This window comes from Bacillus sp. N6, from assembly GCF_052805735.1.
The window spans coordinates 3,486,835-3,507,956 of the sequence record NZ_CM127843.1 but is presented as its reverse complement, the minus strand read 5'-3'; the positions used below and the strand labels follow the sequence as shown (position 1 = coordinate 3,507,956).

Sequence of the window (21,122 nt, the reverse complement as noted above, 5' to 3'; positions counted from 1 at the left end):
AACTATGGCTGCACCTATAAAAATGATTCAAAAACAAGAATTAACTGAGGAAGAAATAAAACAGCAAAAATTAGATGATTTAAAGGAGCTTTTAACAAATAATGAAGAAGCTCTAAATCAGATGTTTAATATAGTAGGGGAATTAAATGACATTGGAATGCTAGAAGCTGCAAATTCTATGCTGAAAGCGAAAGAACCAATTGCAAAGATTGTTCTAGGTCAAGTAACTCGTGAGCCTGTTACAAATTTAATTAATAATATGATGGGCGCTGCAGGTGCGTTAACTGAACTTGACCCAGAACTTACGAAAAAGCTTATGGGTAGTTTATTAGTCGGGCTAGAAGAAGGTAATGAACATCTAGAAAGTAATAAAAAAGTAGGGGTATTCGATCTTATGAAAGTATTGAAAGACCCAGATATTAACCGTGCTATCGGGTTTGGGCTTCATTTCTTAAAAGGTATGGGGAAAGGGTTAAAAGACGAATAAACTTCATGAAGTGAACCTTTCCGCCTAAATATTTGTACGAAATAGTTTGGGCGGAAAGCTCATTTTGGTAAAATATATAATAAAGTAAAATGAGGCTTTTGGGAGGTATAATTGTATGTCAAAAAAAGTACATGAATTTAATGATATGATACGAAAACTTCGAAAGGAACTTTTCGGAAAAGGACCAGAACGAATTCATACTGTTTTTGCGGAAAATATGGCTATAGCGACTCTTTATGGAAACTTAACACCTACTGAAAAATTTATTTCAAGTACGATGGACGGTGCGGAAATGGTTCATATGGCTAGAACGAAAATGATTCAAGAGGTGTATGCTGCGAATTCCCGTGAACATTTGGAGGAACTTGTTGGAGCGAAATTAGTGAATTTGTTTTCAGATATGAAAGTAGAAGAAGATATTGCAGTTTCTGTATTTGTTTTTGATAAAAATATAACGTGAGAGAAGGATACTGATCGTGAAACCGATACAGGTAGAAAGAGAAATCTTTCGTTATGAACAAGGAGCATTTAAACATATAGAGGACAGCATTGTAACAGAGTTTCCTGTCACCATTAAAATGAACGGACAGGAGTTTGTTACAATGGTTAGTACTCCAGAATATATAGAAGATATGGTAATAGGCTTCTTAGCGTCTGAAGGAATCATTCGGAAGTATGAAGATATTGATAGTGTATGGGTGCAGGAGAAAGAAGGATTTGTGCATGTAACAACGACAAAAGTAAATCCGTATTATGAACAAATGCAAAATAAACGCTATATTACGTCTTGTTGTGGTATGAGTAGGCAAGGGTTTGTTTTTGCAAATGATGCACTAAGTGCAAAAAAAATGAAGGGTGTCCATGTACAGGTTGCTGCAGAGGATTGTTTTCGGTTAATGAAAGAAATGCAGCAATCTGCGGATACGTTTCATCATACTGGTGGGGTTCATAATGCAGCTTTATGTGATGTGAATGGTATTATTTTAAGTCGAATGGATATTGGTAGGCATAATGCATTAGACAAAATTTACGGTTATTGTTTAAGAAACGATATTTCTATAAAAGATAAAATCATTGTTTTTAGTGGTCGTATTTCTTCGGAAATATTATTGAAAGTTGCAAAAATCGGTTGTGAAATTATACTATCAAAATCAGCTCCAACTGAGTTAGCTTTGCAACTAGCGGAAGATTTAGGTATTACGACAATAGGATTTATTCGTAATCACTCCTTAAATGTATATACCCATCCAGAACGTGTTTTAAATATAAAATAAAAGTGAGGCAATGAAGATGAAATCAGCTACATTAGACAAGTTGCAACGTCCGTTAAAGGATTTACGTATTTCAGTTACTGATCGCTGTAATTTTCGCTGTCGATATTGTATGCCAGAAGAAATATTTGGTCCTGATTACTCGTTTTTGTCTAATGATAAAATTTTATCTTTTGATGAAATTGAAAGGATAACACGTATTTTCGTTTCTTTAGGTGTGAGAAAATTACGGATTACGGGCGGAGAACCGTTACTTCGAAGAGGGCTTCCAAAGCTTATTGAGCGCCTTAATAAAATTGATGGTGTAGAAGATATCGGTTTAACAACCAATGGATCGTTACTTAAAAAGTTTGCTCCTGATTTATATAAGGCGGGACTATCACGTGTAACAGTTAGCTTAGATTCCTTAGAAGAAGAGCGGTTTTTCTATTTAAATGGTAATAGGAGCAAAGTGCAAAGGGTTCTGGAAGGAATACAGGCTGCAGCTGAAGTTGGAATGAAAATTAAAATAAACATGGTCGTTCAAAAGGGAAAAAACGAACAGGACATTTTGCAGATGGCGCAATATTTTAAGGAAAATAAGCATATTCTTCGTTTTATTGAGTATATGGATGTTGGAAATTATAATGGTTGGGATTTAAAAGAGGTCGTCTCTAAACAAGAAATAGCAGATACGATTCATCAAGTTATGCCGTTAGAACGGATAGAAGCAAATTATTCTGGTGAAGTGGCTACTAGGTATCGTTATATAGGAAGCGATGAGGAAATAGGTATTATTTCATCAGTAACAGATTCTTTTTGCTCATCATGTACGAGAGCTCGTATTTCTGCAGAAGGAAAATTATATACTTGCTTATTTGCTTCTAAAGGAAATGATTTAAGGGAATTGCTTCGTTCTGAACATACAGATGAGGACATTACAGATGTAGTACGCGATATATGGAATAATAGGGAAGATCGTTATTCAGATGAACGCTTAAATCATACAAATAAGAAAACAATACCTAAAATTGAAATGTCACATATCGGTGGTTAATATATAAAGCTAGCTTCATAGTGAAAAATGGAAAATTTACAAGAGTTGTGGATTTTCTATTTTATAGTAAAAGTGATGATTGATATCTCTGTAAAAGATGTGCAGAGAAATTAAGCAGCATTCAAAAACCTTTATTTTGAGGAGGTTTTTTGAAGCTGCTTTTTTATTTGGAGAAAATGGAGGAATGGGTAATGGCATTTCATAAGCCGGAACAAATTGCTGAGCTTGTCATTGAGGCCGGTGTTCAAAAAGTAAGACAGACATTGCCAGCGATGCTTATTCTCGGTTTTTTAGGAGGAGCGTTTATTGCGATAGGTTTTTTACTTAACATTCGAGTTTTAGGGAATTTACCTGAGCGCTGGGGAAGTCTAGTGAATGTTTTAGGAGGAGCAGTATTTCCTGTTGGACTCATGCTCGTAGTATTAGCAGGAGGAGAATTAATTACGGGAAATATGATGTCACTGTCTATGGCGCTTTATGCAAAGAAAATTACATTGATAAGCGTACTGAATAACTGGGTTTGGATTACTCTCATGAATTTTATTGGGGCAATTTTCGTTGCGTATTGCTTTGGGCATCTTGGCGGATTAACAGAGGGAGAGTATTTAAATAAAACGGTAGCGATAGCGGAAGGGAAGTTACATGAATCATTTGGGAGAACTTTAATTTTAGCAATTGGTTGTAATTGGCTCGTTTGTCTTGCTCTTTGGCTCGCTTACGGGACGAGTGATTTTGTCGGAAAAATCATCGGAATTTGGATTCCAATTATGGCATTTGTAGTGATTGGATTTCAGCAAGTAGTAGCAAATATGTTTGTCATTTCCGCTGTTATTTTTGCTGGTCATCTAACGTGGATGGATCTGGCTAAAAATTTTGTTCCTGTTTTTATCGGAAATGTAATTGGAGGAGCTGGGTTTGTTGGTTTTGCTTACTTTGCTTGTTATCAGAAACAACATTCTAATATGAAATAGAGTTCTTGAGAGGAAGGGTATGTAATGGCTGATCGGTATTCACGACAACAGTTGTTCAAACCAATTGGGAGTAAAGGACAAGAAAAAATTCGAAATAAACATGTGTTAATTGTAGGGGCAGGCGCATTAGGAAGTGCAAGTGCCGAAAGTTTCGTACGTGCAGGTGTTGGCAAGTTGACGATTATTGATCGTGACTACGTTGAATGGAGTAATTTACAAAGGCAACAATTGTACTCTGAACAAAATGCGAGAGAGAAAATGCCGAAAGCAATTGCTGCAAAAAATCGGTTAGAACAAATTAATTCGGAAGTACAAATACATGCTTTCGTAATGGATGCAACTTCAGAAAATATGGAAGGTCTATTAAAAAATGTAGATGTAATCATTGATGCAACAGATAATTTTGATATTCGATTTGTAATAAATGATTTATCACAAAAACATAATATTCCGTGGGTATATGGTTCTTGCGTTGGATCGTATGGTATGAGTTATACAATTATTCCACAAGAGACACCGTGTTTACATTGTATGCTTAAAAATATTCCTGTTACAGGTGTGACATGTGATACCGCTGGAATTATTAGCCCTACTGTTCAAATCGTCGCAGCATATCAAGTGGCAGAAGCACTCAAAATTTTAGTGGAAGATTTCTCAGCAATTAGAAAAACATTTTTCATGTTTGATATATGGAGTAATCAAAATCATTTTATAAAATTAGGGAAAATAAAAACAGACACTTGTCTCTCATGCGGTTCAAATCGAACTTATCCTTATTTATCATACGAAAACCAAACGAAAGCAGCTGTTTTATGCGGAAGAAATACAGTTCAAATTAGAACAGTAGACAATAAGAAATACAATTTTGATGATATAGAAAAAGTATTACAAACACTGGGGAAAGTAGATCGGAATCCGTATTTACTATCTTGCCAATTCGATGATTACCGCGTGGTTGTTTTTCGAGATGGTCGTGTTTTTATTCATGGTACAAATGATATTTCGAAAGCGAAACAACTATATTATCGCGTATTCGGTTAATAGAGAGGGTGTCAAAAATGGAAAGAAGAGTGCCAATTACGGTTGAAGAAGCTGTTCGTAAAGTGATGGGATTTGCTGATAAAGGCTTAAAGGAGCTATTACCAATTGAATTAGCTTATGGACGTATATTAGCAGAGGATTTAGTAGCTGACCATGATGTCCCGTCATTTAATCGTTCGCCGTATGACGGATTTGCTATTCGAGCAGAAGATACTAATTTAGCAAGTTATGAAACGCCAATTGTATTTGAAGTAGTGGGTGAAATTGGTGCAGGATCGCTATTCCATGAGAAAGTGGGTCCGTTTCAAGCAGTTCGAATTATGACGGGAGCACAAATTCCGAATGAGTGTGATGCGGTTGTTATGTTAGAGCTGACTCGTCAATATGAGAAGAATGGCAACAATTATATGGAAGTGAAGCGATCATTCAAAACGGGCGACAATATTTCTTTTCAAGGTGAAGATGCTCGTAAAGGAACGGTTCTTGCAAAGAAAGGATCGTACATTAATCCAGGTATTTCAGCTCTTCTTGCTACATTCGGTTATAGTGAAGTACCAGTTGCGAGAAAGCCTGTAATTGGACTGTTAGCGACTGGGAGTGAATTACTGGATGTCGATGATTCATTACAGCCAGGGAAAATCCGAAACAGTAATACGTACATGATATTGTCTCAAATTCGAAGAGCGGGTGGCAGAGTAAAATATTTTGGGAAGTTTAGTGATGATTTTAATACGTGTTTTACAGCTGTGAAAGAAGCGCTTGGCCAAGTAGATATGTTAATTACAACGGGCGGTGTATCTGTAGGAGATTATGATTATTTACCAGCTATTTACGAAAAGTTAGGTGCATCTGTTCTTTTTAATAAAGTTGCAATGCGACCAGGAAGTGTTACGACCGTAGCACAATTAAATGGCAAGTTATTATTTGGTTTATCAGGAAATCCATCCGCTTGTTACGTAGGGTTTGAATTATTCGTAAGACCGTGTATTCGGACGTATATGTTTAGTGAAAAAGTACATTTAAAAAGAGAAAAAGCGTTATTAGGAGAAGATTTTCTAAAACCGAATCCATTTACAAGATTTGTACGAGCAAAATTGCAATATGATGAGGGGAAATTAATCGCTTATCCATCAGGGTTTGATAAATCTAGCTCAGTTTCTTCATTGGCAGAATCAAATGCGTTTATCGTATTGCCGGGCGGGACAAGAGGATATAAAAAAGATATGTTTGTTGATGTTCTTTTATTAGAAGATAACGAAGGTAGTGAATGGCCTTGGACATTTCATAAAGTGAGAGGTGGTTCTAATGAGACAAGCGCTATTTGAAATTGTAGATAATCCGATTTTAGTTGAAGAAGTAACGAATAAAGTCGCAAGAAGGGAAGCAGGTGCGATTACAACATTTATTGGTACGGTGAGAGAATTAACAAAAGGAAAACGAACGCTACATTTAGAGTATGAAGCATATAAACCGATGGCAGTAAAACAACTTATGAGAATTGGTGAAGAGATTAGTGAAAGATGGCCGGATGCAAAAGTAGCAATTACACACCGTGTAGGGCGGCTAGAAATAATGGATATTGCGGTAGTCATTGCAGTTTCATCACCGCATCGTAAAGTAGCTTATGAAGCGAATGAGTACGCGATTGAACGTATAAAACGAATTGTTCCAATTTGGAAAAAAGAATTTTGGGAAGATGGAACGATGTGGATTGGAGATCAACTTGAAAACACACCATATCCAGAAGGAAAACCAAAGAAGGAAGAATGAGAAAATGATTACAATTTTATTATTTGCAAATCTGCGTGAGGAAGTTGGATCGGATCGATTAGTAATTTCAGAAAAGCAAGAAATGACAGTGCAGCAATTAAAAGAATGGCTCAAAGTCAGCTATTGTTTACAATCGCTGGATAAAGTGATGGTGGCTGTTAATGAGGAGTTTGTAATGAATGAAGAGATGATAGAGGCTGGAGATATAGTCGCATTAATCCCGCCCGTTAGCGGTGGATGATAAGCTTTTTCACCAGATGAAGCGCCAAGAAGATGTTGTATATAAATTAGAATAAGAGAAGGGATGAGTTCCATGCTTACTCAAGAACAAATAATGAATGCATTAAAACATGTAGAGGATCCAGAGTTACACAAAAGTGTTGTAGAATTAAATATGGTTAGAAATGTACAAATGAACGGAACAGAGGTTAAACTTGAAGTAGTACTAACAATCCAAGGTTGTCCGTTAAAAGCAAAAATTCAACAAGATATTGAAGAGTCACTTCACGCAATTGGTGCTTCTAAAGTGGATGTAACATTTGGTTCTATGACACAAGAAGAACGTGCAGCTTTAACAGAGAAGTTAAAGAAAAATACTAGAACAGAAACTGGTATGCCGAGCATGCTTCGCCCGGATTCAGGAGTACGTTTTATTACTGTAACGAGCGGAAAAGGCGGAGTTGGAAAATCAACGGTGACAATTAATCTTGCAACTGCACTAGCTCGTATGGGCAAGAAAGTGGGGATATTAGATGCGGATATATATGGTTTTAGTATTCCAGCTATGATGGAAACGAATACGAAACCAACGATGATTGATCAAACGGCAATTCCAGTCATTAGTCACGGTGTTAAAATCATGTCGATGGGATTTTTTACAGAAGGAAATAACCCAGTTATGTGGCGCGGACCGATGCTAAATAAATGGATTCAAAATTTCCTTGCGAATACGCACTGGGGAGAATTAGATTATTTATTACTTGATTTACCACCAGGTACAGGAGATGTTGCGATTGATGTTGCAGCGATGATTCCGCAAGCGAAAGAAATAATTGTTACAACTCCGCACAATGTAGCTTCATTCGTTGCTTCAAGAGTCGGTGTAATGGCAAAACATACGAAGCATGAGATTTTAGGTATTGTGGAAAATATGGCTTATTATGAAGAGCAAGATGGATCGAAAAATTATCTCTTCGGAAAAGGCGGCAGCGAAATGCTTGCAGAACAATTGCAAGCAGAAGTAATTGCCAAGATACCTTTTGCAAAACGTGAAGAAAATAGCGGTTCATCTGTATATGATGAAGATTCTCTTGTTGGAGAAGTGTTTACATCGTTAGCTGAGGATATTATTTATAGAGGATAGAGGGGGAAGTTTAGTATGGCGTGTAACATTGATCATTCTATTGAAGATGTGATGAATAAGCTCGAAAGTCAAAAGAATTCTTTACCTGAAGGGATCTTTAAAGGGTTAAAGAGTTTTTTACAAGGTAATCATTCGCAGAAATTATTAAATGATATTTTTCACCTTCTAAAAAAGTATGATTTAGTCAGTGAGGAAGAACGAGAGACGAGAAACGCACAATTATTGCACATTTTGAATTAAGTACTCTTTGGCTTTAGAATTTTTTCAGAAGGGGTGAATGTGATGGATATGAAAAAGATGATTGAAACGATAGAAGTAACTAGAGTGACTGAAGAGGAATTATCGATTTCGAATTTACATCCAAAGCTTGTGAAGTTGTATAGTCAAAAAGATAGTACAGAGTATACGAAGCTATTAAAATATATTTTATCATTATCCGTGCAGTTGAAGCTGAATCTCGTATTGAAATATTTTGGTGTGCGTCCGATTGTTGCTGCAGACGAGCGTATGCAATTTCAAGAGATATTTAAATGCTTAGCTAAGAAAGATGAGAATGGGGAATGGTTTCTAAATTTGGTTTCTTTATATGTAGGGCTAATTGTAGTTCTTCATTTTGAGGAGAAAGTGATTGAGAGCAGTTTTTTTGATGATATGGTAGTGGATGAATGTAATGAAATATAGGATTCTGCTCATAACATTTTTCTATATTAAATGCTTTAACTGCGATTTTAGTTGGTTATGTAAATATGAAGGTAACTAATTAAGAAAAAGGAATGAAACTAGTTGGATAAAAAGAGTTCTTCAGTTGTTTCCGTCGTTTTTTCGTGTTACCATTAAGCGAATTTTTCATAAGGAGAGAAAGCGATGAAATGGATTTATTTTCTTATTATTAACATTATAGCTTTTAGCCTTATGGGGCTTGATAAACGAAAAGCGAAGAAGAAACAGTGGAGAACGCCAGAAAGTACGTTGTTTTTATCAGCGGCAGCTGGGGGAGCAGTTGGAGCTTGGATTGGCATGTATATGTTTCATCATAAAACTCATAAAAAAAAATTTGTTTTCGGCATACCGTTACTTGTTGTAATAACGGTATGTTTATTATTCGTTGTATGAGAAATGTCGAAAGAAATGCAGATTGATTATTGGTAAAGTGAGCATGTGAGACCGTATAATGGAGAAAAAATGAGAAGAGGAGAAAAAGGAAGATGGGGAGTCAATCAGCAGAGCAAAAAAAAGGGATACTATATGCGGCTGGTGCTTACACGATGTGGGGAATTCTACCGATTTATTGGAAATGGGTTGAGGAAGTTCCAGCAGATGAAATATTAGCACACCGCATCGTTTGGGCGTTTGTTTTTATGTTACTCGTATTAGGTGTTACGAAGAGGTTTCGCCAGTTTATTGGGGAATTTGTAAATCTTTTTAAACGACCTAAATTATTAATGTCATTAACAATAGCTTCAGTCTTGATTAGTGGAAACTGGTTTGTTTACATATGGGCCGTTAATCATAATCATGTTATTGAAGCGAGTCTTGGCTATTATATTAATCCGCTTATTAGTATTTTACTTGGTACAGTCGTTTTAAAGGAAAAGTTAAACTTTTGGCAATATGTTGCAGTTGGTTTAGCAGGAGTAGGGGTTGTCATTTTAACAGTACGTTTCGGATCTATTCCGTGGGTTTCTCTTTCACTTGCCTTTTCATTTGGATTATACGGATTAACGAAAAAACTATTAAATTATGATGCTACAATTGGACTTACGATGGAAACCATGTTAGTGACGCCGTTTGCGATCATTTATCTTGTTATGACAGGAGCACATGGTTTCGGCTCATTTGGATCTATTTCAATGTTATCAACGTTACTTTTAATAGGAGCAGGTATTGTAACAGCATTACCACTATTTTATTTTGCAAAAGGAGCACAACTTATTCCGCTTTATATGGTGGGATTTTTACAATATATTGCGCCAACAATTAGCTTAATTTTAGGTGTATTTGTATTTGGTGAACATTTCACATCCACACATATGATTGCATTTTTCTGTATATGGGTTGCTTTATTTGTATTCTCGGTAGCGAAGACAAAGTTCTTAGTGCAGAAACAACCGAAATTTATAAAAAATAAATCAGCAAAAGTATCATAATGCGTAGTATTTTCTACGCATTTTTCTTTATACTGATACTATATAGGATTTCCATCATAGCTAGTAGGGAGCTGAGAACGTGGAAACAATTTTACATAATGATCCGCTTATGGCCGCTGTAATTTCATGGTTTTTAGCACAATTAACGAAAGTAGTCTTTAAATTAGTCAAAACGGGTGAATTTGATTTTGCAAAGTTTTTCGCTTCAGGTGGGATGCCGAGTTCTCATGCTTCAACTGTTACAGCACTTGCTACAGGAGTTGGGGTAGTAGAAGGTGTGGAAAGCTCGATGTTTGCGGTTGCTACTATTTTTGCCATTATTGTTATGTATGATGCTTCAGGAGTAAGGCTTGCAGTAAGTAAACAAGCAAAAATATTGAATGAGTTTTTTCATGGTAGACAAACAGAATATAAGAAGTTAAATGAACTTGTTGGGCATACACCGTATGAAGTAGTAGTTGGTGCTTTATTAGGGATTATTGTCGGAGTAGGATATTGTTTATGAGCGGAACATTTTATATGTTCTGCTTTTCTTTGTTTTTATACATATTCAGCTACCTTTTTGAATATCGTTATACGGATTTCGAAAGGGTGGGTGAGTAACTTGTTATTATATGAAAAAGTGCATGAAGAAATAGCGAGAAGAACAACTGCACTTCAAACAATGCAACGGCAAGATGGTACGTGGCAGTTTTGTTTTGAAGGAGCGCCACTAACAGATTGTCATATGATTTTTTTATTAAAATTATTAGGTAGAGATAAAGAGATAGAACCGTTTGTAAAAAGGTTAGCATCACTTCAAACAAATGAAGGAATATGGAAATTGCATGAAGATGAAGTGGGTGGTAATTTATCTGCTACAATTCAATCTTATGCTGCCTTACTTGCATCGGAAAAATATACAAAAGAAGATGCGAATATGAAGCGAGCGGAAATGTTTATAAATGAGCGCGGGGGGGTAGCGCGTGCTCATTTTATGACGAAGTTTTTATTAGCAATTCATGGAGAATATGAATACCCTTCTCTCTTTCATTTGCCAACACCAATTATGTTTCTGCAGAATGATTCCCCTCTCAGTATATTTGAATTGAGTAGCTCAGCACGTATTCATTTAATTCCGATGATGTTGTGTTTAAATAAAAGATTTCGAGTAGAGAAAAAGTTATTGCCAAATTTAAATCATATTGCAGGCGGGGGCGGAGGATGGTTTCGGGAGGACCGATCTCCGGTTTTTCAAACCTTATTAAGTGACGTGAAGAAAATTATAACGTATCCACTTTCTTTGCATCATAAAGGATATGAGGAAGTAGAACGTTTTATGAAAGAGCGTATTGATGAAAATGGAACATTATATAGTTACGCAACTGCCTCGTTTTATATGATTTATGCTTTACTTGCATTAGGACATTCTATTCAATCACCAATTATTCAGAAGGCTATAACGGGAATCACATCTTATATATGGAAGATGGAGAGAGGGAGCCATTTGCAAAACTCTCCGTCAACTGTATGGGATACAGCTTTACTCAGTTATGCTTTGCAAGAAGCTCAAGTTCCGAAAGCAAGTAAAGTGATTCAAAATGCATCAGCGTATATACTAAGAAAACAGCAAACGAAGAAAGTAGATTGGAGTGTACATGCACCGGATCTCTTCCCAGGTGGTTGGGGCTTTTCGGATGTGAATACGACGATTCCAGATATTGATGATACAACTGCTGCGTTAAGAGCATTGGCGCGAAGTAGAGGGAACGAAAATGTAGACAATGCTTGGAAGCGAGCGGTTAATTGGGTTAAAGGATTGCAAAATAATGATGGTGGTTGGGGGGCTTTTGAAAAAGGGGTAACGAGCCGTATATTAGCAAAGTTACCAATCGAAAATGCAAGTGATATGATTACAGATCCTTCTACACCAGATATTACAGGAAGAGTGTTAGAATTTTTCGGGACGTATACGCAAAATGAATTGCCCGAGAAACAAAAACAAAGTGCGATAAATTGGTTAATGAATGTACAAGAGGAAAATGGATCGTGGTATGGGAAATGGGGAATTTGTTATATATATGGTACGTGGGCAGTGTTGACGGGTTTACGGTCACTCGGAATACCATCTAGCGATCCATCATTGAAACGAGCAGCTTTATGGCTTGAACATATACAGCATGAAGATGGTGGCTGGGGAGAATCTTGCCAAAGTAGTGTGGAAAAAAGATTTGTTACTTTGCCATTTAGTACACCATCCCAAACAGCATGGGCGTTAGATGCCCTCATTTCTTACTATGATAAAGAAACGCCAGTCATTCGCAAAGGTATTTCATATTTGCTCTCCAACCCTTATGTAAATGAAAAATATCCTACTGGAACAGGTTTACCAGGTGGGTTTTATATTCGTTATCATAGTTATGCTCATATATATCCGTTGCTTACTTTGGCTCATTATGCAAAAAAATATAGAAAATAAACCGAGAGATGTCTCTCGGTTTATTTTGTTGGGTAGTAGGTCCCTTTTGAAAAGAATAAGGTTGTGATGTACCTTATTTTTCGGTTGATGGGCGTTTTTGACGTGCATCAGCGGCATTTGCACGTGCGTTTGCTTCTAAGTCATTGTGGTCAGCGAGTTCGCGAGAGAACTCAACATCAATGCCATCAGTTGCTTTGCTTTGTTTGAAATTCTTTTTGTTCATTCGACACAATCTCCTTGCACTTTATGCGACGTTGCAAAGTTAGTTTGACACAAATAGACTTTTTTATACAAAGAGGAATTGGAAAGCAAAAAGCCGAAATATACAGTATAAGTAATAGAAATGGGGGATAGGAATGGAGTTTTTAAATGGGAAAACAGCTGTTGTAACAGGAGCTGCACAGGGAATTGGAAAAGAGATTGCAAGGGTTTATGCAAAACTAGGGGCGAAAGTATTAATTAGCGATGTAAATGAAGAGAATCTACAAAAAACGACACGTGAGTTATCAGATGAAGGATATGAAGTGTGCTCATATCGATGTGATGTGAGTAATCAAAATGAAGCAAAGTCATTAATTGAATATGCGGTTCAAAAATTTGGTACATTACATATTTTGGTGAATAATGCTGGAATTACAAGAGACGCAATGTTACATAAAATGGAGAAGTCTGCTTGGGAACAAGTATTACAAGTGAACTTAACTGGAGTTTTTTATTGTATGCAACCAGCGCTTCTTTACATGAGACAACAAGGGTATGGACGCATTATTAATATATCTTCAATTAGTAGAGAAGGAAACATAGGTCAAGCAAATTATGCGGCTACAAAGGCAGGAGTTGTCGGTTTAACGAAAACAGCAGCAAAAGAAGTTGGAAGCTTCGGTATTACTTGTAATGCGATTTGTCCGGGTTTTATGGATACAGATATGACAAAAACGATACCAGATAAAGTGAAAGAAAAGATGGTTGGTGCTATTCCAGTTGGTAGAATTGGAACGCCAGAAGATATTGCGAATGCAGCAGCTTTTTTAGCATCAGAATACGCATCTTATATTACAGGTGAAGTATTAAATGTGAGCGGAGGACTGCAAGTTTAAAGGAATACATAATGAAAAGAACCTGACCAGGTAGGTCAGGTTCTTTCTCATTAATTTAAGTTAAGCCAAACGCTCTTTACTTCTGTATAGTTATTTAATGCGTAAGATCCCATTTCACGGCCAAGACCAGATTGTTTAAATCCTCCAAATGGAGATGCTGCATCAAAGACGTTATAACAGTTTACCCATACTGTACCTGCACGTACTTTACTTGCAACATAGTGTGCTGTTTTAACATTTTCTGTCCACACACCAGCCGCTAAGCCGAATTGTGATTTATTTGCACGTTCAATTACTTCATCAATATCGTTAAACGGTATTGCAGAAATAACTGGACCGAAAATTTCTTCTTTTGCGATCGTCATTTCATCATTTACGTCAGCGAATACTGTAGGAGAAACGAAGTAGCCTTGATCGAATGGATTACTTCCTCCGCATAGTACTTCAGCTCCTTCTTCAATCCCTTTTTCAATGTAGCCCATTACACGTTTTTGTTGTTCTTCAGAAACGAGAGGACCAATTGTTGTTTCAGGGTTAAGACCGACACCTTGATTTAGTTTTTTAGAATAGAGGACGAGATCAGCCATGACATTATCATACATTTTCTTCGGAACAAATAAGCGTGACCCAGCAGAGCATACTTGTCCTTGGTTAAACATAACACCAGAAAGTGCACCAGGAATCGCGCGAGATAAATCAGCATCTGGCAAGATGATATTTGGTGATTTACCGCCTAATTCAAGTGTAACGCGTTTTAATGATTCGGATGCTTGTCGCATAATTTGTTTACCGACAGGAGTAGAACCGGTAAATGCAATTTTATCAACGAGTGGATGATTAACGAGAGCTTGTCCAGCTGATTCACCGAATCCAGGTACGATATTAATAACACCTTTCGGGAATCCAGCTTCTTCAATTAATTCAGCTAAGTATAGAGCAGATAGTGGAGTTTGTTCTGCAGGTTTTAAAACGATTGTACATCCTGTAGCAAGCGCTGCTCCCATTTTCCACATTGCCATAAGAAGCGGGAAGTTCCAAGGGATAATTTGACCAACGACACCAACAGCTTCATGGCGTGTATAGTTAAAGTAATCACCGGAAACAGGAATTGTTTGACCAACGATTTTCGTAGCCCATCCAGCGTAATAGCGCATATGCTCAATTGCAAGTGGTATGTCTGCTGCCATTGTTTCACGGATTGGTTTTCCGTTATCTAATGTTTCGAGCTGTGCAAGCTCTTCTTTATGTTCTTCCATTAGATCAGCTAACTTGTACATGAGACGGCTTCGCTCAGCAGTGCTCATACGAGACCAAGGACCTTCGTCAAAAGCCATACGAGCTGCGACTACTGCTTTATGAATATCTTCGCGACCAGCTTCAGAAACGACGGCAAGTGTTTCACCAGTTGCTGGGTTAGGTGTTTTAAATGTTTTACCGGAAGCGCTTTCAATGAAAGATCCATTCACATATAACTTTTTTGTACCTTGAAGAAACTTTTCTACCTTTTCATGAAGATTTACAGCTAGTTGACTCATTGTATAACCCCCTTGAAAATATAATGTAAACGCAGTACGAGACGGCGCTTATTCCGAAATCAAGGATGTGGAAACTAGATGGAAAGCCTCTAATTAAAATCATAATTAATAAATACTGAAAATTCAAATTTCATTTATGTTACAATTGTAAAAAATATGTAATGTAAGAGAAGCTTCTATATGATTATAAAAAATCCTGCTTGTTTTTGCTTTCTAGTAGGAAAAACTAGAAGAACAATGGTACAATAATACATCGTGAGAGGAGGGGGAAAAATGAAAGATTATCATGATGATCCACGCTTTCGAATAGCCCATAGAGAAGCGTTAATTGGTCTTGGACTTGCTATTATTAATTTTATAATATGGTACGGATTTGCTTATGGGCTTGGTAGTAAAGATCCGAGTGAATATACATATGTATTAGGTTTTCCCGCATGGTTTTTTTATAGCTGTATCGTTGGATTTATCGTTATGGTTATTTTACTTAGTTTAGTTGTTCGTTTTGTATTTCAAGATATTTCACTCGATGAGGAAGAAAAAAGTGAGGAATAATAGATGAATTGGTATGTAATCATTCCAATGATAATTTCGTTTATCGTTGTATTTTTAATTGGTGTATATGCTTCAAGACGCGTGCAAGCAACAGCACATAATAAATTTTTACAAGAATATTTTCTTGGTGGGCGTGAGTTAGGCGGTTTATTATTAGCGATGACAATGATTGCTACGTACGGTAGTGCAAGTAGCTTTATTGGTGGTCCCGGTATTGCTTACAATATGGGGCTTGGATGGGTACTATTATCTGCGATTCAAGTTGTAACAGGATATATCGTTTTAACGGTTATCGGTAAAAAGTTTGCAATTATTGCTAGGAAGATGGAAGCAATTACTCTTATCGATTATTTAAAAGGGAGATACAATAATAAAGCAGTTGTTATACTCTCTGCATTATGTATTATTATCTTTTTATTTTCAGCGACAGTAGCCCAGTGGGTCGGCGGTGGACGATTAATCGAGTCACTAACGGGTCTATCGTATACAACAGCACTATTTTTATTTACTTTTTCTGTACTTGTGTACGTATTAATTGGTGGATTTCGTGCAGTCGCGCTATCAGATACATTATTAGGAATCATTATGTTAGTTGGAACGACAATCATTTTAATTGCTACTGTCATTGCTGGTGGTGGAATTGAAAAGATTATGCAGGAACTTGTTCAAATTAATCCAAATTTAATTACACCATTCGGAGCAGATGGCAGTTTAACGAAATCATATGTTACATCATTTTGGATTTTAATTGGAATTGGCGTTGTAGGTTTACCGCAAATTAGTGTGCGTGCCATGTCTTATAAAAATTCAAAAGCTATGCACCAAGCTTTAATAATTGGAACAGTTGTCGTTGGTACAATTATGATTGGTATGCATTTAACAGGTGTATTTGCAAGAGTAGTACTTCCAGGTATAACGGTACCAGATAAAGTAATGCCGCTACTCGCGATGGAAGTGTTGCCACCTTGGTTAGCTGGAGTTTTCTTAGCTGCACCAATGGCGGCGATTATGTCTACAGTAAACTCTTTATTATTACTTGTAAGCTCGTCAATTATTAAAGATATATACGTAAATTACATAAATAAAGATGCAGCAGACAGTACGATAAAAAAAGGAAGTTTGTGGATTACTGGTATTGTAGGGCTACTCGTTTATGCAGCGGCGATTAAACCACCAGATTTTTTAATATGGCTAAATTTATTTTCTTTCGGTGGATTAGAAGCAGCATTCATTTGGCCAATCGTATTAGGGTTATATTGGAGAAAAGGAAATGCTACAGGAGCGCTTGCTTCCATTTTCGTTGGAGTAGGTTCATATATGTGTATTCATCTTTTCTATCCAAATCCGTTCGGTATACATACAGTTGTCTTCCCAATTTGTTTTGCGTTTATCGCTTATGTTATTGGAAGTATGAGTGCTGTAAAAAAAACAGTATAGGTTAGCTGAAGAACGTAGTCCTTATAAGACTGCGTTTTTTCGTATGAATTTGTTCTTTTTTATTCTGTATATCCACGTTTATTCATAAATTAATAACAACTGAGGGGATGGAGTTGAGGTCGATGAAAAAAGTGTTATTTTTAGGAGACCCAGGCATTGATGACTCTTTAGCAATTATGTATGGATTGTTGCATCCTGATATTGATATTGTTGGGGTAGTAACGGGATATGGAAATGTGACACAAGAAAAGGCGACAAGTAATGCCGCATATTTATTGCAAATGGCAGGACGGGAAGATATACCTGTTATTAATGGTGCGAAAATTCCTTTATCCGGAGATGTTACAACGTATTATCCAGAAATTCATGGGGCAGACGGTTTAGGGCCAATTAAACCTCCAAAAACTTTTTCGCCAAATATAAAGCCTTTTTGTGCATTTTTTGATCTTCTTGAAAAATATAAAGGGGAATTAATAATAGTCGATGCTGGTAGATCAACAACACTAGCGACGGCATTTATTTTAGAAAAGCCGATGATGAAGTATGTGAAAGAATATTATATAATGGGCGGTGCTTTCTTAATGCCTGGCAATGTAACACCAGTCGCAGAGGCGAATTTTCATGGTGATCCGATTGCGTCGCAATTAGTTATGCAAAATGCTAAAAATGTGACATTAGTACCACTTAACGTTACATCTGAAGCAATTATTACGCCGGAAATGGTAAAATATATTACGAAACACTCTAAAACGAGTTTTAATAAGTTAATCGAGCCGATATTTACGTATTATTATAAAGCTTATAGAAAGTTAAATCCGAAAATAAAAGGAAGCCCAGTACATGACGTCGTTACAATGATGGTTGCGGCAAATCCATCCCTTTTAGACTATGTATATCGTCGTGTCGATGTAGATACAGCTGGAATTGCAAAAGGAGAGAGTATTGCTGATTTTCGGCCTCAACCTGATGCAAAAGCATTAAAAAATTGGGTGCGAATTGGTTGGTCGTTACATTATAAAAAGTTTCTTGAGGATTTTGTGAAATTTATGACGTAGACATAATAGGAGCATACAAGTTAAAATAATGGAGATGGTTATTTAAATGACCATCTCCATTATTCTGTTTTTTAATGATAAATAGAGAAGAGTTACACAATAGGAGAGGAATTTTACTTGAAAAAAACTATAGTATGCGCAGTAATTGTGGGTATTTTTGTTTTGCTAATATCGGGTAACTTTTTAGTGAAAAAAGTGTGGAGTTCAAATAATGATGATGCACAGTATATTGCATCTTTTATTGAAGAACATAAAGATGAAAAAAATAGTGCGCTTCTAGTAAAGAGAAATGATAAAGTTGTTTATTCTGTAAACCCAAATGTTGTATTGCCAGTTGCTAGTACGATGAAATTAATTGTGGCGCTTGAATATACGAAACAAGTTACTGAAGGGAAAATTGATTCGTCTAGTTTCGTGTCGATTAACGATGTGAATCGCTATTATGTGCCGAATACAGATGGTGGTGCACAAGATAGATGGCAAAAGTATTTGGAGAAGACGGGCAAGATAACTGAAGGAGCGGTTTCTTTAGAAGAAGTGGCAAAAGGAATGGTTAAGTTTAGTTCGAATGCAAATGCTGAATACTTAATGGAATTGTTAGGATTAGATAACATCAATCGAAATTTACAAAGTTTATCACTTCCTGCACATCAACCACTATTTCCAATCGTTTCATCTTTGTATATCCCGGGATATTTGCATAAAGAATTACATGTTCCAAAATATAAAATAGAGAAAAAGTTAAAAGAAATGTCTCAAGAGCAATATCGTGAATATTCGATGATTATTCATGAACGCTTAAAGAAGAAGGGACCATTATTACAGAAGGAAATTCCGCTTTATTTAGAGGAACGTTACGACAAAATATGGTCAGATAGATTACCAGCAGCTTCTGCAAATGATTATATGGTATTACTTCAAAAGGCAAACCATAAAGGTGGCTTGACAGAAGCTGAAGAAAAAGTGTGGGCAAATATCGTTGAAACAGACATGAGTGCTAAGAAATACCGTAAAACATTTAGACATGCTGGACAAAAGAATGGTTACACACCATGGACGGTTACAAAAGCGGTTTACGCTATGGATAAACGTGGAAACTGTACAGAAATTGTGTTTTTGGCGAATAATTTAAATGAAGACGATAGTGCAGAAATACGGAAACATTTAGCAAACTTACATTTCCAAGTGTTGCAAAGTGATAAGTATGATGCGACTTTTATTAAATAAACTCGGTGCAGAGAGCACCGAGTTTATTTTTATGTACAGGCACTTTTTTTCTATCAATGGGTATGATGGGTAGTAATACTTAGGTGAGAGGGGAAAAGGTGATGAAACAGAGTAAGGAAGAGTTTATAAAGAGTGAAGGCGCTGATTTCCCTGGAAAAACATATGTGGATTGTGTATTACAACATGTATTTGATTTTCAACGAAATTACTTATTGAAAGATATGTTTCAAGTGCATAAAGCACATATTACGATGCTGACTGAAGAAAGTTTAATGAAAATAGAAGAAGCTAAAGTTATATTAAACGCACTTAGAAAAGTAGAGCGAATACCAAAAGATAAATTGGTATATACAGAGCAGCATGAAGACCTCTTTTTTTTAATCGAACATTTAATTTCTCAAGAAGCGAAATGCGATTTTGTAAGTAATATGCATATTGGTAGAAGTAGAAATGATATGGGTGTAACGATGTATCGCATGAGTTTAAGGCGGTATATATTACGATTAATGGAACATTATTTGCTATTGCAAGAAAGTGTACTGCAACTTGCTGATGATCATAAGGAAACGATCATGCCAGCTTATACACATACACAACCGGCACAGCCAACAACATTTGGTCATTATACTTTAGCAATTTATGATACGATGCAAAGAGATTTAGAACGAATGAAAAAAACGTACCAGCTTTTAAATCAGTCTCCAATGGGGGCAGCTGCACTCTCTACAACAAGTTTCCCGATTAAACGAGAACGAGTTGCTCATCTACTTGGATTTACAACTGTAATTGAGAACTCATATGATGCTGTTGCCGGAGCGGATTATTTATTAGAAGTTAGCTCGCTACTTATGGTAATGATGACGAATACGAGTAGATGGATTCATGACTTTTTGTTGTTAGCAACGAAAGAATATGACGGTATTACTGTTGCAAAGCCATATGTACAAATCAGTAGTATAATGCCGCAAAAACGAAATCCGGTTTCAATTGAACACGCTCGTGCAATTACGAGTAGTGCTTTAGGAGAATCATTTACAGTATTTCAAATGATTCATAATACACCATTTGGTGATATTGTCGATACGGAAGATGACTTGCAGCCATATTTATATAAAGGAATTGAAAAGGCAATTCGTGTTTTTTGTATGATGAATGCAGTGATCCGAACGATGAAAGTAGAAGAAGAAACGTTAAAAAGTCGTTCCTATAAACATGCAATAACGATAACGGATTTCGCCGATGTTTTAACAAAAAACTATGAAATTCCATTTCGGCATGCTCATCATACAGCAAGTGCTATTGCAAATATGTCATTGGAGCAGAAAAAAGAACTACATGAATTACACTTCAAAGATGTAAATATGTATTTGCAAGAACATTTTAAAATAAATTTATTAGAAAAAGAGTGGAAAGAAATTATATCGCCAGAAGCTTTTATTCAAAAAAGAAATGTATACGGTGGACCGAGTAAAAAAGAAATGAAGCGTATGATTAAAAATCGAAAAGAGTCCTTTCGAAAAGAAGAAGATGTATTTGAAAAGGAAAAACAGAGAATTTTACAAGCTGAAAATGCCTTGAATACATTAGCTTTGAATATTATTGAATCGTAAAAGAGGGATTTAATGAATTAATCGCCAATACTTAATTAAAATATAAATAGAGAGAAGAGATTGTC

At 36.2% G+C, this 21,122-nt stretch carries 24 protein-coding genes; 22 read left to right on the top strand and 2 right to left on the bottom strand.

Annotated features, from left to right (window positions below):
* Positions 1-4: 4 nt before the first annotated feature.
* The 16 genes from ACUXVC_RS17990 (at position 5) to ACUXVC_RS17915 (ending at position 12,544) form a co-directional block, all read left to right on the top strand.
* Entirely contained in the window at positions 5-487 is a 483-nt protein-coding gene (locus tag ACUXVC_RS17990; RefSeq protein ID WP_089171573.1) for a DUF1641 domain-containing protein, read from the top strand.
* A gap of 115 nt (positions 488-602) precedes the next feature.
* Positions 603-947 carry a DUF2294 domain-containing protein gene (locus ACUXVC_RS17985; RefSeq protein ID WP_000039582.1) on the top strand — a complete coding sequence of 115 codons (345 nt, stop codon included), beginning with the start codon at positions 603-605 and terminating at the stop codon, positions 945-947.
* 16 nt (positions 948-963) lie between these two features.
* Positions 964-1,761: a formate dehydrogenase accessory sulfurtransferase FdhD gene (fdhD, locus tag ACUXVC_RS17980; RefSeq protein WP_000802689.1), complete on the top strand. Its 798-nt coding sequence runs from the start codon at positions 964-966 to the stop codon at positions 1,759-1,761.
* Positions 1,762-1,777: 16 nt separating this feature from the next.
* A complete protein-coding gene (moaA, locus tag ACUXVC_RS17975; protein ID WP_095690399.1) occupies positions 1,778-2,794 on the top strand; it encodes a GTP 3',8-cyclase MoaA in 1,017 nt (338 codons plus the stop codon).
* A gap of 191 nt (positions 2,795-2,985) precedes the next feature.
* Positions 2,986-3,765 carry a formate/nitrite transporter family protein gene (locus ACUXVC_RS17970; protein WP_000863998.1) on the top strand — a complete coding sequence of 260 codons (780 nt, stop codon included), beginning with the start codon at positions 2,986-2,988 and terminating at the stop codon, positions 3,763-3,765.
* Positions 3,766-3,789: 24 nt separating this feature from the next.
* Positions 3,790-4,806 (top strand): molybdopterin-synthase adenylyltransferase MoeB, encoded by a 1,017-nt coding sequence (locus ACUXVC_RS17965; protein ID WP_446025801.1) that lies wholly within the window; start codon positions 3,790-3,792, stop codon positions 4,804-4,806.
* A gap of 17 nt (positions 4,807-4,823) precedes the next feature.
* Positions 4,824-6,131, top strand: coding sequence for a molybdopterin molybdotransferase MoeA (locus tag ACUXVC_RS17960; RefSeq protein WP_063548302.1), 1,308 nt, complete (start codon positions 4,824-4,826; stop codon positions 6,129-6,131).
* The gene (gene moaE / locus ACUXVC_RS17955; RefSeq protein ID WP_001248111.1) at positions 6,112-6,576 is read left to right on the top strand and encodes a molybdopterin synthase catalytic subunit MoaE; all 465 of its coding nucleotides are present in this window, start codon (positions 6,112-6,114) and stop codon (positions 6,574-6,576) included. The genes ACUXVC_RS17960 and moaE overlap by 20 nt, the downstream gene beginning before the upstream one ends.
* A 4-nt stretch (positions 6,577-6,580) precedes the next feature.
* Positions 6,581-6,817, top strand: a complete 237-nt coding sequence (gene moaD / locus ACUXVC_RS17950) for a molybdopterin converting factor subunit 1 (RefSeq protein WP_377894482.1) — start codon at positions 6,581-6,583, stop codon at positions 6,815-6,817.
* A 72-nt stretch (positions 6,818-6,889) separates the two neighbouring features.
* Entirely contained in the window at positions 6,890-7,939 is a 1,050-nt protein-coding gene (locus tag ACUXVC_RS17945) for a P-loop NTPase (protein WP_446025800.1), read from the top strand.
* 15 nt (positions 7,940-7,954) lie between these two features.
* Positions 7,955-8,179 (top strand): hypothetical protein, encoded by a 225-nt coding sequence (locus tag ACUXVC_RS17940; RefSeq protein WP_446025799.1) that lies wholly within the window; start codon positions 7,955-7,957, stop codon positions 8,177-8,179.
* A gap of 42 nt (positions 8,180-8,221) precedes the next feature.
* Positions 8,222-8,620: a hypothetical protein gene (locus ACUXVC_RS17935; protein WP_095690401.1), complete on the top strand. Its 399-nt coding sequence runs from the start codon at positions 8,222-8,224 to the stop codon at positions 8,618-8,620.
* A 183-nt stretch (positions 8,621-8,803) separates the two neighbouring features.
* Positions 8,804-9,052 carry a DUF1294 domain-containing protein gene (locus tag ACUXVC_RS17930; protein ID WP_000871346.1) on the top strand — a complete coding sequence of 83 codons (249 nt, stop codon included), beginning with the start codon at positions 8,804-8,806 and terminating at the stop codon, positions 9,050-9,052.
* A gap of 92 nt (positions 9,053-9,144) precedes the next feature.
* Positions 9,145-10,086 carry an EamA family transporter RarD gene (rarD, locus tag ACUXVC_RS17925; RefSeq protein ID WP_000535541.1) on the top strand — a complete coding sequence of 314 codons (942 nt, stop codon included), beginning with the start codon at positions 9,145-9,147 and terminating at the stop codon, positions 10,084-10,086.
* A gap of 79 nt (positions 10,087-10,165) precedes the next feature.
* Positions 10,166-10,591, top strand: a complete 426-nt coding sequence (locus ACUXVC_RS17920) for a divergent PAP2 family protein (RefSeq protein ID WP_000447822.1) — start codon at positions 10,166-10,168, stop codon at positions 10,589-10,591.
* A 99-nt stretch (positions 10,592-10,690) separates the two neighbouring features.
* The gene (locus ACUXVC_RS17915; RefSeq protein ID WP_089171567.1) at positions 10,691-12,544 is read left to right on the top strand and encodes a terpene cyclase/mutase family protein; all 1,854 of its coding nucleotides are present in this window, start codon (positions 10,691-10,693) and stop codon (positions 12,542-12,544) included.
* A 73-nt stretch (positions 12,545-12,617) separates the two neighbouring features.
* Here ACUXVC_RS17915 and ACUXVC_RS17910 read toward each other — a convergent pair whose 3' ends face one another.
* Positions 12,618-12,767 carry a YfhD family protein gene (locus ACUXVC_RS17910; RefSeq protein ID WP_141241001.1) on the bottom strand — a complete coding sequence of 50 codons (150 nt, stop codon included), beginning with the start codon at positions 12,765-12,767 and terminating at the stop codon, positions 12,618-12,620.
* A 133-nt stretch (positions 12,768-12,900) separates the two neighbouring features.
* Between ACUXVC_RS17910 and fabG the strand changes: the two genes are divergently transcribed.
* Positions 12,901-13,641, top strand: coding sequence for a 3-oxoacyl-ACP reductase FabG (gene fabG / locus ACUXVC_RS17905; RefSeq protein ID WP_000395038.1), 741 nt, complete (start codon positions 12,901-12,903; stop codon positions 13,639-13,641).
* A 50-nt stretch (positions 13,642-13,691) separates the two neighbouring features.
* On the opposite strand, the gene dhaS is transcribed toward fabG, so the two are convergent.
* The gene (gene dhaS / locus ACUXVC_RS17900; RefSeq protein ID WP_000080279.1) at positions 13,692-15,176 is read right to left on the bottom strand and encodes an aldehyde dehydrogenase DhaS; all 1,485 of its coding nucleotides are present in this window, start codon (positions 15,174-15,176) and stop codon (positions 13,692-13,694) included.
* A 273-nt stretch (positions 15,177-15,449) separates the two neighbouring features.
* Between dhaS and ACUXVC_RS17895 the strand changes: the two genes are divergently transcribed.
* From ACUXVC_RS17895 to argH, 5 genes are all read left to right on the top strand, one after another.
* Positions 15,450-15,728, top strand: a complete 279-nt coding sequence (locus tag ACUXVC_RS17895) for a YhdT family protein (protein WP_000656237.1) — start codon at positions 15,450-15,452, stop codon at positions 15,726-15,728.
* Between the two features lie 3 nt (positions 15,729-15,731).
* The gene (gene panF, locus ACUXVC_RS17890) at positions 15,732-17,165 is read left to right on the top strand and encodes a sodium/pantothenate symporter (protein WP_001104824.1); all 1,434 of its coding nucleotides are present in this window, start codon (positions 15,732-15,734) and stop codon (positions 17,163-17,165) included.
* A 122-nt stretch (positions 17,166-17,287) separates the two neighbouring features.
* Positions 17,288-18,220 (top strand): nucleoside hydrolase, encoded by a 933-nt coding sequence (locus tag ACUXVC_RS17885; protein WP_000756465.1) that lies wholly within the window; start codon positions 17,288-17,290, stop codon positions 18,218-18,220.
* 117 nt (positions 18,221-18,337) lie between these two features.
* Entirely contained in the window at positions 18,338-19,447 is a 1,110-nt protein-coding gene (locus ACUXVC_RS17880) for a serine hydrolase (protein WP_000751368.1), read from the top strand.
* Between the two features lie 101 nt (positions 19,448-19,548).
* The gene (gene argH, locus ACUXVC_RS17875) at positions 19,549-21,057 is read left to right on the top strand and encodes an argininosuccinate lyase (protein ID WP_048655747.1); all 1,509 of its coding nucleotides are present in this window, start codon (positions 19,549-19,551) and stop codon (positions 21,055-21,057) included.
* Positions 21,058-21,122 lie beyond the last annotated feature (65 nt).

What these genes read in the sequence shown, in the direction of transcription:
- ACUXVC_RS17990 (WP_089171573.1), top strand. Translation starts at nt 5, where the DNA reads ATGGCTGCACCTATAAAAATGATTCAAAAACAAGAATTAACTGAGGAA.
- ACUXVC_RS17985 (WP_000039582.1), top strand. Translation starts at nt 603, where the DNA reads ATGTCAAAAAAAGTACATGAATTTAATGATATGATACGAAAACTTCGA.
- moaA (WP_095690399.1), top strand. Translation starts at nt 1,778, where the DNA reads ATGAAATCAGCTACATTAGACAAGTTGCAACGTCCGTTAAAGGATTTA.
- ACUXVC_RS17970 (WP_000863998.1), top strand. Translation starts at nt 2,986, where the DNA reads ATGGCATTTCATAAGCCGGAACAAATTGCTGAGCTTGTCATTGAGGCC.
- ACUXVC_RS17965 (WP_446025801.1), top strand. Translation starts at nt 3,790, where the DNA reads ATGGCTGATCGGTATTCACGACAACAGTTGTTCAAACCAATTGGGAGT.
- ACUXVC_RS17960 (WP_063548302.1), top strand. Translation starts at nt 4,824, where the DNA reads ATGGAAAGAAGAGTGCCAATTACGGTTGAAGAAGCTGTTCGTAAAGTG.
- moaE (WP_001248111.1), top strand. Translation starts at nt 6,112, where the DNA reads ATGAGACAAGCGCTATTTGAAATTGTAGATAATCCGATTTTAGTTGAA.
- moaD (WP_377894482.1), top strand. Translation starts at nt 6,581, where the DNA reads ATGATTACAATTTTATTATTTGCAAATCTGCGTGAGGAAGTTGGATCG.
- ACUXVC_RS17945 (WP_446025800.1), top strand. Translation starts at nt 6,890, where the DNA reads ATGCTTACTCAAGAACAAATAATGAATGCATTAAAACATGTAGAGGAT.
- ACUXVC_RS17940 (WP_446025799.1), top strand. Translation starts at nt 7,955, where the DNA reads ATGGCGTGTAACATTGATCATTCTATTGAAGATGTGATGAATAAGCTC.
- ACUXVC_RS17935 (WP_095690401.1), top strand. Translation starts at nt 8,222, where the DNA reads ATGGATATGAAAAAGATGATTGAAACGATAGAAGTAACTAGAGTGACT.
- ACUXVC_RS17930 (WP_000871346.1), top strand. Translation starts at nt 8,804, where the DNA reads ATGAAATGGATTTATTTTCTTATTATTAACATTATAGCTTTTAGCCTT.
- rarD (WP_000535541.1), top strand. Translation starts at nt 9,145, where the DNA reads ATGGGGAGTCAATCAGCAGAGCAAAAAAAAGGGATACTATATGCGGCT.
- ACUXVC_RS17910 (WP_141241001.1), bottom strand. Translation starts at nt 12,767, where the DNA reads ATGAACAAAAAGAATTTCAAACAAAGCAAAGCAACTGATGGCATTGAT.
- fabG (WP_000395038.1), top strand. Translation starts at nt 12,901, where the DNA reads ATGGAGTTTTTAAATGGGAAAACAGCTGTTGTAACAGGAGCTGCACAG.
- dhaS (WP_000080279.1), bottom strand. Translation starts at nt 15,176, where the DNA reads ATGAGTCAACTAGCTGTAAATCTTCATGAAAAGGTAGAAAAGTTTCTT.
- ACUXVC_RS17895 (WP_000656237.1), top strand. Translation starts at nt 15,450, where the DNA reads ATGAAAGATTATCATGATGATCCACGCTTTCGAATAGCCCATAGAGAA.
- panF (WP_001104824.1), top strand. Translation starts at nt 15,732, where the DNA reads ATGAATTGGTATGTAATCATTCCAATGATAATTTCGTTTATCGTTGTA.
- ACUXVC_RS17885 (WP_000756465.1), top strand. Translation starts at nt 17,288, where the DNA reads ATGAAAAAAGTGTTATTTTTAGGAGACCCAGGCATTGATGACTCTTTA.
- argH (WP_048655747.1), top strand. Translation starts at nt 19,549, where the DNA reads ATGAAACAGAGTAAGGAAGAGTTTATAAAGAGTGAAGGCGCTGATTTC.